The organism is Klebsiella sp. RHBSTW-00215 (genome assembly GCF_014103785.1).
In the GTDB taxonomy this organism is placed as follows: domain Bacteria; phylum Pseudomonadota; class Gammaproteobacteria; order Enterobacterales; family Enterobacteriaceae; genus Klebsiella.
In genome coordinates this window covers 4,386,179-4,399,419 of sequence record NZ_JABXQS010000001.1, presented here as the reverse complement: position 1 = coordinate 4,399,419, position 13,241 = coordinate 4,386,179, and the positions used below count along the sequence as shown (strand labels likewise).

The following is a 13,241-nucleotide window of genomic DNA, read 5'->3' as shown; positions in this document are numbered from 1 at the left end:
GAAAAAACAAATAAAGAAGGAATCACTATGTCATCTCCGCTAGCCAGTCAATTAACCCAGCGCTTCTTCCGCTATCTGGCGATAACCAGCCAGAGCGACCCGCGCGCGACCACCCTGCCCACCACGCCGGGACAACACGCGATGGCGCAGGCGCTTGCCGATGAGTTACGACAGCTGGGCCTGGATGAAATCGTGATTGACGAACACGCTACCGTCACGGCGGTTAAAAAAGGCAATGTTCCCGGCGCGCCGCGGATTGGCTTTATTACCCATATCGATACCGTCGACGTCGGCCTGTCGCCGGATATTCATCCACAAATTCTGCGCTTTACGGGTGAAGATCTCTGTTTAAATACTGATAAAGATATCTGGCTACGAGTGGCGGAACATCCGGAAATCTCCGCTTATCCGGGTGAAGAGATCATTTTCAGCGACGGCACCAGCGTACTCGGAGCCGATAATAAATCCGCCGTGACGGTGGTGATGACGGTGCTGGAAAACCTGACGGCGGAGCATCGCCACGGCGATATCGTTGTCGCGTTTGTCCCGGATGAAGAAGTTGGCCTGCGCGGGGCCAAAGCGCTGGATCTTTCCCGCTTTGTCGTCGACTTCGCCTGGACTATCGACTGCTGCGAGCTGGGCGAAATCGTCTATGAGAACTTTAACGCCGCAGCGGCGGAAATCCGCTTTACCGGCGTCACCGCCCACCCGATGTCGTCAAAGGGTGTGCTGGTCAATCCCTTGCTAATGGCAACCGATTACATGAGCCATTTTGACCGCCAGCAAACCCCGGAGCATACCGCCGGACGCGAAGGCTACGTCTGGTTTAACGGTATCCAGGGCGATCAAAACAGCACATTGCTACAGGCCAGCATTCGCGATTTTGACCTTGAAAGTTTTAACCGTCGCAAGCAGCAGATTGGCGAAGTGGCGCAGAAAATCGCCGCGCAGTATCCAACCGGCAGCGTCGAATTCCACGTCAGCGATACCTATAGCAACATCAGCAATGCGATTGGCGAAGATCGCCGGGCCATCGATCTGATGTTTGAGGCGATGGAAAGCTTAGGGATCACGCCGAAACCGACGCCGATGCGCGGAGGCACCGACGGCGCGGCGCTATCGGCAAAGGGAGTATTAACACCAAACTTCTTTACCGGCGCGCACAACTTCCACTCGAAGTTTGAGTTTCTGCCGCTACGCGCCTTTGAGGCCTCTTATCAGACCGCGTTACAGCTCTGTCTGCTGGCCGCGCGTTAAATCGGTTTGCGCGCCAGCATAGTGGCGAAACGCAGCTTAATGCGATTACCGTTGGCGTCGGTGCGATGCAGTTCACCGACGTCTTCGTTGTACTTGAGGAACTCCCAACCCGCGTAATAATTACGCAGTTCTTGCGGTTTAAAGGCAAACGGGAAGCCAACGGTGCACGGATAGTCCTCAGTATCCATTGCCGCGACGATCAGGTTGTATCCACCCGCTTTAGTGCAACGCTGCATGTTATCAATAAGCCCCGGGATCGTCTTTGCCTCAAGGAACATCATCACCACGGTGGAGAGAATAAAATCATACTCGCCGTCAAAGCTCAGCGAGTTAAGGTCCTTAATCGCCGCCTGCAGGTTCTCCAGCCCTTCCGCCTGACGAATACTTTCAAGATTGTTGATGCTGGCCGGGTTTTTATCCCATGCGGTAACGTCAAAGCCATTAGCCGCCAGATAAAGGCTATTGCGCCCGTTACCGCAGCCCAGATCCAGCGTCTTGCCCGGCGCGATGAGCGTCGCGGCATGCACCACTTCCGAGTGGGTGCGGGTCATGCCGTATTTATCGGTAAAGTAGTTTTCATCACGAAGAGTCATGGTTAATCCTTATTTTTTAATAACGTGTCGCGATCGACGCGAATCAGCAGTTTGCCGCGCATCAGCAGCAGGAAGGTACGAATCAGCAGCAGCCCGATAATGACGTTGGTAAAGATAAACAGCGGCATCGCCAGGGCATGAAAAAATCCGTTGGGATGGGTATGACCGAGATGCAGCCCGGTGGTCGCCAACGCGGAGATACCGAACGAGAAGCTCCAGAACGACGCGTTAAACGGCTGGCGCAAATACCACGGCATCAGGCGCAACATAAACAGCAACTGGAGCAGGCCGTAGCCAAATAGCAGCTTAGCAAAGGTATCCGCTTCCCCACCGTTGACGCTCAGCCAGGCGCTGCACGCCACCAGCGCCGGGGCCAGCTGAATGCCCAGCGAGGTTCGCATGGCGGTTGGTAGTTCGCCGTCGCTGCGCAGGCGCTGCAAAATCACCGGCTCCAGGCTGAGCCACGAGAAGATCCCCGCGCCAAGAAATACCAGCCCGGCGTCGTTAAAACCCAGCGCGCCGCAGGCCATGGCGCTAATAAAGTTGTTCGCCACTGTCGGCAAGTAGAGACCCGGCGTCGTCGCCTCTCCGGGGTGTTGTCCCCGCCATAACCCGCCGCTTTGCCAGGCAGAATAGGAGAGCTGTAGCACCACGCCAAGGCTAAACAGGACCAGCGATAGCGAGCGCAGCCATGGCACAAAACCGATAGAGACCAGCATGGTGGTCGCCGGAAAAAGGCTGACAAAGCTGCTGGCGACCGGGTGACGCATCTCTTGCAGTACGCTATGCGGAAAACGTAGCGCCCGCGAAATAAACGCGACCGCCAGCAGCGCCCAAATGACCATCGCCAGAATCACCAGCCCGTCGCCAATAGCCCGGCTCACCGGCCAGATGGTACTGGCATAGCGCCAGGCGAAGCCCATACCGATAATGCCTAGCACCATGCCAAAGTAACCCGCCGGTAAACTCAATACCTGACTCTTATTCTGGTTTTTATTCATTTTGTTTAATATTTCAATTTATCTTAAGTTGCATTTTAAAAGAACCTTCAAAAACGCGCTACGGAGTTTTTTGCTATCTTTATGTTAACCATACGTAATGAGAAAGTCCGATGCGCAAATATTGCCTCAGTGAGAAGGTTCGCCAGTTTCACTATGAAGAGGACGGGAACAAACATAGCGCAAATCTGCGGCAAATTGTCGCCTTGCGTGATTTCGCTGACGTGAAAGTCGGGGACGAAGGCGGCTGGCTGGACGATGAAGAGGCGCTGAGCCACAGCGGCGAGTGCTGGATTTATGATGCCAATAGCGCCGTTTTTGATGGTTCGAGGATTGAGGGCAACGCGCGGTTGACCGGCGAGTGCGTGATCGGTCATGGCGTCATCATTAGCGATAATGCCCGTCTGGATAGCGTACACATCAGCCATCACGCGCGAATAAGTGACAACGTCACGATAGAATCATCCCGGATTCGGGGGTGTTGCCATCTGGCGGACGACGCGCGGATCCTCCCCCACTGCCTGATTATCGCCGCTCAGGGGCTCACCGCCGACAATGATAAGATCCTGCGTATTTATCAGCGGGCGACGGTCAGCACATCGCGGATTGTCCATCAGGCGCAAATTTACGGTGATGCCTTTGTCGAACACGCGTTCGTCGAACATCGAGCGGAAATTTTTGACAATGCCCGACTGGAAGGCAACGACGAGAACGATGTTTGGGTTTGTGATAACGCCAGAGTCTATGGCAACGCGCGGATTATCGCCGGGCGCGAAGAGGACGCCATTCCAACCCTGCGTTACAGCTCACAGGTCGCGGAAAATGCAATCGTAGAGGGAAACTGTCTGCTTAAGCACCGGGTGATGGTCGGCGGCCATGCGCACCTGCGCGGTGGGCCAATCCTGCTTGATGATGAGGTGTTAATAGAGGGAAACGCGGCTATCTGTGGTGATGTGATAATCGAACATCAGGTGGCAATTCGCGACGGCGCACGAGTTGAGGCAAGCGCTGGCGATGCCATTCACATTCGAGGCGCAAAGGTTATTAGCGGCGACGAGCATATTACCCGTACGCCAATCGTCGGTTTTCTGTAAGCCTTGCCCGGGTTCACAGTCGTCTGCGGGCCGGTAGCCCGGACAGATGCGCAGCATCGCCTCCGGGAAGAACTTCGGGTTTATTGCCCATCACAATCAATAATTCGCCCGTAGATATTCTGGTCATCATACGAACCGTTGAGGAACTCGGCCTGCTTCAGACACCCTTCAAGCGTAAAACCATTGCGTAACGCTACCTGGTTGCTCTTATGGTTCGCCACCCGACATTTGATCACAAACCGGCGAACCGTACCGCTGCGAGCGTAATAATCCATAAAAGCCTGTAGCGCCTGAGAAAGCAGCCCCTGTCCATTATGACTTTCGTCAATCCAGTAGCCGATATACGCGGTCTTGTTAATCGGTTCAATCTGGTTAAACGACAGCACGCCGATAATCTCTTCATGCAAAAAGAGCAAAAACATTTTGGCGTAGCCGCGCTGATGCAGCATTACGTTGCCCTGCACGTGGCGACGGGTTTCATCTTCGTGGCTGACCTCAGCGGGCCAGCTCAGCGATTGCTGAAGCCAGTGCTGGCTTTTAATCACCAGTTGGTGCAACTCAGTGACGTGACGTTCATCAACAGCACGCAGGGAAAGCGCGTCGGTCACGGGGATTTGTTCTGGCATGGGGGTGTTTTCAGCAGACATAGCGCACTCTTACAGAAAGGCAAACGCCCGCAGAATCTCCTCTGCGGGCGGGACAAGGAGCGATTACTTCATCACCCTATCATCAACGTAGTTGCGCTTATCCGGCGCTGGCGGGAAATACTGATACAGCCAGGTTTCGCTGATCGCCTCCCCCTGGCAGCGCAGGAACATACGCATCTCGACCGGGTCGGTAGAATCCGAAGTCGGATACCAGTCAAACTGGATGCGATAGCCATCAAACGGTTCGACGTAGAGGATCTCTATCTGCTTCGCCTCGCCGCTCGACAGGGTAATCACCGGCTCAATGCCCTTCGGCGCAGCAGCTTTCAGATCGCCACCGACAAAATCGATGGCAAAGCGACGGGTCCATTTGTCCGGGTAGTGCTCGCCCGGCGCCCAACCTTCCGGGAAGCCGCCCATCCCGGTGCGCGTCGCCATCACCCGCGCCAGCGGGGAACGTACCGGCGGCTGCGCGCTCCAGTAGAGACGATAGCGGAAGTCCAGCTCATCCCCGGCTTTCACCGGTTTCGCCGGTTGCCAGAAGCAGACGATATTATCCAACGTTTCGCCGGTGGTTGGGATCTCCATCAGGCTGACGGCCCCTTTGCCCCATTGGTTACGTGGTTCAACCCACAGGCTTGGGCGCTTGTTATACCAGCCCATAATGTCCTGATAGTGGGAGAAATCGCGATCCAGCTGTAGCAGGCCAAAACCGCGCGGGTTCTTATCCTGGTAGGCATTAAATTGCAGCTTTTGCGGGTTGTTCAGCGGACGACAAATCCACTCGCCGTTGCCCAGCCACATAGACAGGCGATCGGAGTCGTGGATTTGCGGGTGGATGGTGTCACACATCCGGCGTTCGTTGTTGCCGCAGCTGAACATACTGGTCATCGGCGCAATGCCCAGCTGTTTGATGTCCTTACGCGCATAGATGTGGTTTTCCACATCCATAATCACCTGCGTTTCCTGGCAGTTGACGACAAACTTATAGGCCCCGGTGACGCTCGGGCTGTCGAGCAGTGCGTATACGGTAAATACCGTCGCTCCCGGTTTGGCGGTTTCAAACCAGAAAGAGGTGAAATCCGGGAACTCTTCCGGCGTATCGGTAAAGGTGTCGATAGCCAGTCCACGAGCAGAAAGACCATACTGGTAGGTACTGTCCACCGCGCGGAAGTAGCTTGCACCGAGGAAAGCGACGATATCACGACGCGCCAGCTCCGGGGCTTTAAAGACGCGGAACCCGGCAAAACCGAGATCGCTCTGGCCTTCCAGCTGTTTGGTGTCGACGCCGGCATCATTGTATTTAAACAGCTCCGGGCGGAAGTGAATTTCCCGCGCCTGCTGGCTTTGCGAATCCAGCGAGAACATGCGCACGCGGCGGCGGAACCCCATGCCGACGTGGAAGAACTGAATATCCAGCTTGCGCTCTTCGATATTGCTCCACAGGGAGTGTGCCGCATCATACTGAATGCTGTTGTAGGCCTGCGGGGTCAGGTTCGCCAGCGTCGGCGGCAGATCGCGAGGCGCTCCGCCCCATGGCTGACGGGCAAGGTCATGCGCCATCGATTGCAGCACGGTGTAGTCAAAACGGCGCGTCAGCCCATCGGCAATTCCCGAATCCTCGGCGAACGCGGCTTTACTGAACAGAGAGGCGACTCCTGACGTTCCGCATACGGCGGCAACAGCCATGGAAGATTTGAGAAAACGTCTGCGGTTCATGCCTGAGAAAGCATCCTTATTCATATGTGAATTGAGACGCGACGTAACAAACTCATGCGTCGTGAATGTCGCTCACTCTAGACAAAAACGATTGATAATCCAATTGTTGGCGGCAGAAAAAGCGTGAAAAAAATATGTCCACCGGACCAGACCGAATTCCCCCGCAGGTCAGACCTCGGGGGAATGGCGATTATTTGACGCTGACGTCAATACCGGGGAAGTATTTGACCGCCAGACGCGTGATGGTGCCGTCAGCGCGAACTTTATCGATAGCCGCGTTCAGCTGTTTTTGCATCGCCTCATCCCCTTTACGCAGGCCGTAGCCAATCCCGCTGCCAAGAATAGTGTCGTCAGACACCGGTTTGCCGATAAAACCAAATCCTTTGCCCTGCGGTTTGCTGAGGAACCCTGCCTGCCCGGCAGCGGACATCACCAGCGAGGCATCAATGCGCCCGTTAAGCAGATCGGCCCACGCCATATTCTGGTCTTTATAAGCGACGACGGTAACGCCGTGCTTTTCCCAGTGCTCTTTGGCGAAGGTTTCCTGAATCGATCCCTGCAGGACGCCAATGGTTTTCCCCTTCAGCCCTTCCGGCGTCGCCTGCATCCCGCTATCCGCCTTGCCTACCAGCTGTGAAGGGATACGGTAAATAGGCTGCGTAAAATCAATACTCTTGCGCCGCTGCTCGGTGATGTTCATTGCCGAGTTAATCGCATCGAACTTCTTCGCCACCAGCCCCGGGATCAGGGCATCAAACGACGTTTCAACCCAACTGCATTTCAGCTGCGCCGCCTGGCAAATTGCATTACCCAGTTCGATATCAAATCCCACCAGTTCCCCGGCCGCGTTGCGGCTTTCGAACGGTGGATATTCTGCTTCGACGCCGTAGCGCAGCTCGCTGGCCGCCAACGAGGAAAAAGTGCAAATCATCCCCAGCGCGAGGGTAAAGGCTTTTATCTTCATCAGGTGGCTCCTTAGCGTGGCTTAACGTGACACAGTGCCCGAGCACCGGCCCGCAGTGTCGCTTCATCTTTGGCAAAAGAGAGGCGAATCAATTTGTTATCAGTGCCATCGGTATAAAACGCCGACAGCGGGATCGTGGCAACGCCATAATCGGTGATCAGCCGTTTGACCATCTCGCTGTCGCTTTCCTCGCTGAAATGACCGTAGTCCGCCAGCAGGAAGAAAGAGCCCGCACTCGGCAGCAGCCGAAACGACGAGTCCGCCAACAACTGCACGAGCAGATCGCGCTTTTGCTGATAAAACGAGGCCAGCGAGAGCCAGGATTGCGGGTCGCGCATATGGTCAGCGAAGGCATACTGCATCGGGGTATCGGCGGAAAACATCAGAAACTGATGCACCTTGCAAATTTCGTCCATCAGCGCAGCCGGGGCGACACAGTAACCCACCCGCCAGCCGGTGACATGATAGGTTTTGCCAAATGAGGAGATAATCACGCTGCGCTCCGCCAGATCCGGGTGAGTCGCCATTCCGTGATGCTGTGCGCCATCAAAAACCACGTGTTCATAAACTTCATCTGACAGGATCACAATGTCGGTATGGCGAGTTAGCGCCGCTAGCTGGGCTAAATCATCCGCTGAAAACACCTGCCCGCTTGGGTTGTGCGGAGTATTAATAATGATCATCCGCGTACGTGGGGTAATCGCCGCGCGAACCTCATCCCAGTTAACGGCAAAATCCGGTACCGTCAGCTTAATCGCCACCGGCGTCGCCCCTTGCAGGCGCACGATTGGCGCATAGCTATCAAAAGAGGGCTCGAAATAGATGACCTCATCGCCAGGATGCACCAGCCCGCTAATGGCGGAGTAGATCCCCTGACTGGCGCTGGCGGTAATCAACACCTCGTCGTCCACATCGTAATGCGTGCCGTACAGCGCGGCGATTTTTTCGGCGATGCGCTCTTTCAGCACGCGCAAACCGGTCATCGGCGCGTACTGGTTATGCCCCTGCGCCATTGCCCGGGTCACGCCTTCGACAAGGTGTTTGTCGCAGGAGAAATTCGGTGCGCCCTGAGAGAGGTTTACGGCATTATGCTGCGCGGATAGCTGACCAATCACGGTAAAAATAGTGGTGCCGACATCCGGCAGTTTAGAGCGGGTGCTCACCGAAGAACTGAGGGCCATGGTTAATCCTTTTTCACTTTATTTGCATAAGCATTCAATCCAAAGGTTCGGGATGCGACAATCGAATTGTTGTCATAGTAGCTATGCACAGCGATCATGGCTTAAGGTGAAAACGGCCAGCAGAGCTGCCGACCGTGAGAGAAATTATTTCTGATTTAAGAGGTTAAAGCTGGTCATCAGATTGCGATAGTCCGGGATATGGTTGGAGAACAAGGTCCCCAGACCTTCAACATCATTGCGCCAATCGCGATGTAGCTCACAGGCTGCGCCAAACCACGACATCAACTGCACACCCGCCTGCGACATGCGATCCCATGCGGCATCGCGGGTGATCGGATTAAACGTGCCGGACGCGTCGGTTATCACAAAGACATCAAAGCCCTCTTCAATCGCCGACAGTGCCGGAAATGCCAAGCAAACCTCGGTCACGACGCCGGCGATAATCAGCTGCTTCTTACCCGTGGCTTTGACGGCCTTAACAAAATCTTCGTTATCCCAGGCATTAATGTTGCCAGGACGGGCAATGTAGGGCGCGTCCGGGAACTGCTCTTTCAGCTCCGGCACCAACGGGCCGTTAGGACCATTTTCGAAGCTGGTGGTTAAGATGGTCGGCAGACCGAAGTACTTCGCCAGGTCGCCAAGGGCAAGGACGTTGTTCTTGAACTTATCAGGATCAATATCACGCACAAGTGATAACAGTCCCGTTTGGTGATCCACCAGCAGCACAGCGGCATCATTTTTATCCAGACGAACATACGGTTTGGCCATGGTCTCTTCCTCATTTCGATATCAGATTTTCCGCCAGATCGCAGCTTCGGCGGGTATTTATACCCTAAATAATTCGAGTTGCAGGAAGGCGGCAAGTGAGCGAATCCCCGGGAGCTTACTCTGGTAAGTGACTGGGGTGAACGAGCGCGGCCAACACACCTGCAACTTGAAGTATGACGGGTATGGTTAACAGGACTGATAATAGTGTAATAACTCGCTGAGGATTAGCCGCTGAATGTGAGACGCATTGTCCCATTTGTGGAACAAGCCGTGGCATACTGCTAAAAAGCAACACCAACCGCAGGGATACTCCTGGCACTTTTTTGTCTTTGATTTCAGGAAGAAAATAATGAGCAAAAATGTCGTTATCTGTTGTGATGGAACCGGTAATGAAGTGAAGGCGGAGCTGTCAAATGTGCTAAAGCTTTACCGGGTGATGAGCAAAAACGCAGCGCAATGCGTCTATTATCAACCTGGAATTGGCACTATTGGTCAGCACAACGCCTGGCAACAGTTGCGACAAAAAGTCCGTGGATGGTTTGAACTCGCCACCGGTTTCGGCCTGGATAAAGACATCCTTTGCGCCTACCGCTTTCTTTGTGAAAATTATGCTCAGGGAGATAAAGTGTGGCTTTTCGGCTTTAGCCGTGGGGCGTACACCGTTCGCGTACTGGCGGCCATGGTGAACATGATTGGCCTTCTCAATAAAGACCAATTGAATCTCGCCGAATACGCCCTCGCCGCCTACAAGCGCGCAAGTTTAAGCAATGAACCACCTCATCAGAACAAGCAGCCCTCTTCAGCGCTGGCCGATGCATGGCACTTCTCACGGGTCGCCGGAACGCGGATGATTCAGATTGAGTTTATCGGCGTGTGGGATACCGTCTCCTCAATACTGATCCCAAAAAAATTCGGCCTGCTGCTGGATGTGGAAAAGCTGCTCTATACCCAGAAAAACCCCATTGTGAAGTGCTTTCGCCAGGCCATCGCCATCGATGAACGGCGTCGGATGTTTCGACTGCATCACTGGCTCGAACCCCAATCTTTTAGAGTCAAACCTTTTAAGCCTGAAAGCGATATTACGCAGGACGTTAAACAGGTCTGGTTTGCGGGCGTTCATGCGGATATCGGCGGCGGATATCCGGAAACGGAGAGCGGCCTGTCAAAATTTCCGCTGGCCTGGATGATAGAAGAAGCCCGGTCGTACGGCCTGCTGGTGAATCAGGCCAATATTAATCAAATGGTTTTCGGCAAGCCGCGCCAGGGCAGTAAATATCGCTACGCCGCGCCGGATGAAATGGCTGAAATTCATCGTTCATTGACGCTGTCCTGGATCCCTCTCGAATGGTTGCCAAAAAAGGTGAAAGCCAGGGAGTGGCGTGAGCGTCGGGACTGGCTGGGTTGGTATCTTCCGCGAGGGGAACCAAGGTTGATTCCTGAGGGCGCGCTGATTCACCAATCCGTTAAGCGGCGCATGGCAGCAAGCGACTATCGGCCCGTTAATCTCCCTCAGCGCTACGAGTGGGTTGGCGTGGCGGGTAGTGAACCGCTGGCCCCCCTCTGAACCGCCCGCTGACAGGGTGACTTGCGCGGTATAGCCATGACATACTGGTTATGATCAAAACGCATAGCTGGAGGCGACATGTCGCGAAGCGCCCTGCCATTTAATACCGTGGAAACCTTTCTGGTCACCGCCAGGCATCTCAACTTAACCCACGCCGCCCGCGAGCTGTGCCTGACGCAGGGTGCAGTTAGCCGACAGATTGCGGCACTGGAAAGCTGGTTTGGTTTCCCGCTGTTTGTTCGCCACGCTCGCGGGCTGCGGCTTTCCCCGCAAGGCAGCGCGCTCTACCCGGAGCTACAATCCGCTTTCGCCCGCCTGGTGACGGTCGCAGAGCAGGCCCGTCAGCAGCAAACCGTGGTGCGCCTGAAAGCACCTACCTGCGCCATTCGCTGGCTGGTACCGCGTCTGGTCGCCATTGAGCAACGCCATCCGGAACTGCAGGTCGCCCTGACCACTACCACCGAACATAGCGTTAATTTCAAAACCGAGCCTTATGACGCAGCGATCATCTTCGGCAGCCACCACAGTGCGGGCGAACTGTTGTTTGAAGAGGCGCTAACGCCGGTGATGAACCGCACGGCGGCAGGCGATAACCCGCTGAGTGGGATGACCTTTTTACATCCGACGCGGGACAAAACCGACTGGTCGCTGTGGCTGGCGCAGTTCTCCCCCGAGAAACCGCTGCCGATGAGTAAAAACCAACATTTCGATACAATGGATCTGGCGATAACCGCCGCCATGCAGGGGCTGGGGATAGCTATCGCCGACGAAACGCTGGTGGCGGAGGATTTACGCGCCGGTCGCCTGACGCGCCCTTTTGCCCTTAGCGTGAAAACCGGTGCCAGCTATCGGCTGGTGGTGCGATCCTCGCAAAGCAAAGCCGACGGACTGGCGCGCTTTCGTGAAGAGCTGATTAATCCAGGGTCACATGATGTTTCATGACCCGGCGGAACAGCGCCAATCGAGCGCGCATAAAGCGGTTTTCTACTTTAAAACCCGCCTGCTTGTGCAACCCGATTCGCAACAACCGATCGCGCCCACGCAGGCTGGCTGGCCAGCGAACCGTCCCTGAAAGCTCCTGGCAGCCGCCGCCCGCTCGCCGGGCGAATTCAACCCAGTAATCCGCAACCTGCGCCGCAAAATCCCGATCGCGTTCATTTGCATAATTACGCACCGGCTCAGCCAGTTCGAGATTATCAAAAACGTATGCCACTTCGTTGCCGTGCCACGCGCCGTGCGGATAGGTTTCATGCTCGGCCTCGGCAACATAATCAAACCAGTAGCGCCAGCACGGCTGCCCTACCCGCTGCTGCGCCTGCATGACCACGTAGCCCAGCGTGGTAAACGCCATGTCGCGACACACTTCGCGTCCCAGCGCTTCATCCCCCTTGACGCCAGGATAGAGTAGTTTAATTAACCCGAGACCAAAGCGGCGTTCGCGACGCAGTTTCTGGATTTGCCCGGCGATGTCGACGCCAAACACCGCCATGACGCTGGCTTCGTCGCTGTTTGAACCAATCATCACCGGTAGCGGATGCTGACGTCCGCTAAAGAACGTTTCCAGCATCGGCTGCGGCAGGACAGCATCGCCAACGATAGGTGCCGGACCGATAGTTAACGGCGCGGTCAGCGACCAGAACGCCTCAGCCGGGATCGCCCGAAGCTGTTCGGCGCTAGCCTGCGGCAAAGCGAAATGTTCAGCGATCAACTGCCCCTTCGCCAGCGCCTTCTCGCGCGGCAGATCCGGCAAGGTATAGCCGCTTTGAACGATCGCTTTATGAAACAACCCTTTGGCTTTCGGCGAGGTCAGCAACGACAGCACGCTGCGCGCCCCGGCGGATTCGCCGAACAGCGTAACGTTGGCAGCATCGCCGCCGAAGGCATGGATGTTTTCCTGAACCCATTGCAGCGCGGCAATCTGGTCGAGCAGAGCAAAATTATAGATTCTTTCGCCATCTTCGCCTTCCAGCGCTGGATGAGCAAAAAAGCCCAGATGTCCCAAGCGGTAGTTGACCGTCACCACCACCACCTCGCGGGAAGCCAACGCTTTACCGTCGTAGGGTGGCAAGCTGCCGGCGCCGATGGTGTAACCTCCACCATGCAGCCAGACCATCACCGGTAAAGCGCGCGCCCGAGCGGCGGGTGACCAGACGTTAAGGTAGAGACAATCCTCTGAGAAGCTGCCGGGATCGCCGCCGCCAAGTTCACGGCAATACTCAATATCCTGCCAGCTGGAAGCGGAGAAAATATCAGCCTGACGCACGCCCTGCCAACGGGCGGCAGGATGCGGCGCGCGCCAGCGAAGGTTGCCGACGGGCGGTGCGGCATAGGGAATGCCGCGCCAGATGTGTATTCCTTCTTCGGAGGTGCCCGATAAGGTGCCCAGCCGGGTTTTCACCAGCGGGGTAGACGGATTCTGCATGACCTGCTTCCTTTAACGACTCATGCCAGCAGAG

12 protein-coding genes are annotated in these 13,241 nt (G+C 55.6%); 4 read left to right on the top strand and 8 right to left on the bottom strand.

Annotated elements, in window-relative coordinates; all coding sequences use genetic code 11:
• Window positions 1–27: 27 nt before the first annotated feature.
• Window positions 28–1,257 (top strand): peptidase T, encoded by a 1,230-nt coding sequence (pepT, locus tag HV127_RS20800; protein ID WP_182238413.1) that lies wholly within the window; start codon window positions 28–30, stop codon window positions 1,255–1,257.
• Here pepT and tehB read toward each other — a convergent pair.
• Both tehB and tehA read right to left on the bottom strand, forming a co-directional pair.
• Complete coding sequence (tehB, locus tag HV127_RS20795) at window positions 1,254–1,850, bottom strand: tellurite resistance methyltransferase TehB (RefSeq protein ID WP_182238411.1); 597 nt, start codon at window positions 1,848–1,850, stop codon at window positions 1,254–1,256. The two genes, pepT and tehB, sit on opposite strands and share 4 nt — an antisense overlap.
• 2 nt (window positions 1,851–1,852) lie before the next feature.
• A complete protein-coding gene (tehA, locus tag HV127_RS20790; protein ID WP_182238409.1) occupies window positions 1,853–2,851 on the bottom strand; it encodes a dicarboxylate transporter/tellurite-resistance protein TehA in 999 nt (332 codons plus the stop codon).
• A 110-nt stretch (window positions 2,852–2,961) separates the two neighbouring features.
• Between tehA and ydcK the strand changes: the two genes are divergently transcribed.
• Window positions 2,962–3,942: a YdcK family protein gene (ydcK, locus tag HV127_RS20785; protein ID WP_182238408.1), complete on the top strand. Its 981-nt coding sequence runs from the start codon at window positions 2,962–2,964 to the stop codon at window positions 3,940–3,942.
• Window positions 3,943–4,022: 80 nt separating this feature from the next.
• On the opposite strand, the gene rimL is transcribed toward ydcK, so the two are convergent.
• From rimL to ycaC, 5 genes are all read right to left on the bottom strand, one after another.
• Entirely contained in the window at window positions 4,023–4,589 is a 567-nt protein-coding gene (rimL, locus tag HV127_RS20780) for a 50S ribosomal protein L7/L12-serine acetyltransferase (RefSeq protein WP_182238406.1), read from the bottom strand.
• 63 nt (window positions 4,590–4,652) lie between these two features.
• Entirely contained in the window at window positions 4,653–6,308 is a 1,656-nt protein-coding gene (locus HV127_RS20775) for a glucan biosynthesis protein (RefSeq protein ID WP_181482374.1), read from the bottom strand.
• Window positions 6,309–6,498: 190 nt separating this feature from the next.
• Window positions 6,499–7,272, bottom strand: coding sequence for an ABC transporter substrate-binding protein (locus tag HV127_RS20770; RefSeq protein WP_182238403.1), 774 nt, complete (start codon window positions 7,270–7,272; stop codon window positions 6,499–6,501).
• A gap of 11 nt (window positions 7,273–7,283) precedes the next feature.
• Window positions 7,284–8,453, bottom strand: a complete 1,170-nt coding sequence (locus HV127_RS20765; protein WP_182238401.1) for a pyridoxal phosphate-dependent aminotransferase — start codon at window positions 8,451–8,453, stop codon at window positions 7,284–7,286.
• 144 nt (window positions 8,454–8,597) lie between these two features.
• A complete protein-coding gene (gene ycaC / locus HV127_RS20760; protein WP_182238399.1) occupies window positions 8,598–9,221 on the bottom strand; it encodes an isochorismate family cysteine hydrolase YcaC in 624 nt (207 codons plus the stop codon).
• Between the two features lie 349 nt (window positions 9,222–9,570).
• Between ycaC and HV127_RS20755 the strand changes: the two genes are divergently transcribed.
• Together HV127_RS20755 and HV127_RS20750 are read left to right on the top strand one after the other, a co-directional pair.
• On the top strand, window positions 9,571–10,785 hold the full coding sequence (locus HV127_RS20755; RefSeq protein WP_182238397.1) for a DUF2235 domain-containing protein: 1,215 nt from the start codon (window positions 9,571–9,573) through the stop codon (window positions 10,783–10,785).
• A gap of 78 nt (window positions 10,786–10,863) precedes the next feature.
• The gene (locus HV127_RS20750) at window positions 10,864–11,727 is read left to right on the top strand and encodes a LysR substrate-binding domain-containing protein (protein WP_182238394.1); all 864 of its coding nucleotides are present in this window, start codon (window positions 10,864–10,866) and stop codon (window positions 11,725–11,727) included.
• On the opposite strand, the gene HV127_RS20745 is transcribed toward HV127_RS20750, so the two are convergent.
• A complete protein-coding gene (locus tag HV127_RS20745) occupies window positions 11,699–13,207 on the bottom strand; it encodes a carboxylesterase/lipase family protein (RefSeq protein ID WP_182238392.1) in 1,509 nt (502 codons plus the stop codon). The genes HV127_RS20750 and HV127_RS20745 overlap by 29 nt on opposite strands.
• Window positions 13,208–13,241: the final 34 nt, after the last annotated feature.

Coding starts and splice junctions, on each gene's coding strand:
- pepT (WP_182238413.1), top strand. CDS start 28: ATGTCATCTCCGCTAGCCAGTCAATTAACCCAGCGCTTCTTCCGCTAT.
- tehB (WP_182238411.1), bottom strand. CDS start 1,850: ATGACTCTTCGTGATGAAAACTACTTTACCGATAAATACGGCATGACC.
- tehA (WP_182238409.1), bottom strand. CDS start 2,851: ATGAATAAAAACCAGAATAAGAGTCAGGTATTGAGTTTACCGGCGGGT.
- ydcK (WP_182238408.1), top strand. CDS start 2,962: ATGCGCAAATATTGCCTCAGTGAGAAGGTTCGCCAGTTTCACTATGAA.
- rimL (WP_182238406.1), bottom strand. CDS start 4,589: ATGTCTGCTGAAAACACCCCCATGCCAGAACAAATCCCCGTGACCGAC.
- HV127_RS20775 (WP_181482374.1), bottom strand. CDS start 6,308: ATGAACCGCAGACGTTTTCTCAAATCTTCCATGGCTGTTGCCGCCGTA.
- HV127_RS20770 (WP_182238403.1), bottom strand. CDS start 7,272: ATGAAGATAAAAGCCTTTACCCTCGCGCTGGGGATGATTTGCACTTTT.
- HV127_RS20765 (WP_182238401.1), bottom strand. CDS start 8,453: ATGGCCCTCAGTTCTTCGGTGAGCACCCGCTCTAAACTGCCGGATGTC.
- ycaC (WP_182238399.1), bottom strand. CDS start 9,221: ATGGCCAAACCGTATGTTCGTCTGGATAAAAATGATGCCGCTGTGCTG.
- HV127_RS20755 (WP_182238397.1), top strand. CDS start 9,571: ATGAGCAAAAATGTCGTTATCTGTTGTGATGGAACCGGTAATGAAGTG.
- HV127_RS20750 (WP_182238394.1), top strand. CDS start 10,864: ATGTCGCGAAGCGCCCTGCCATTTAATACCGTGGAAACCTTTCTGGTC.
- HV127_RS20745 (WP_182238392.1), bottom strand. CDS start 13,207: ATGCAGAATCCGTCTACCCCGCTGGTGAAAACCCGGCTGGGCACCTTA.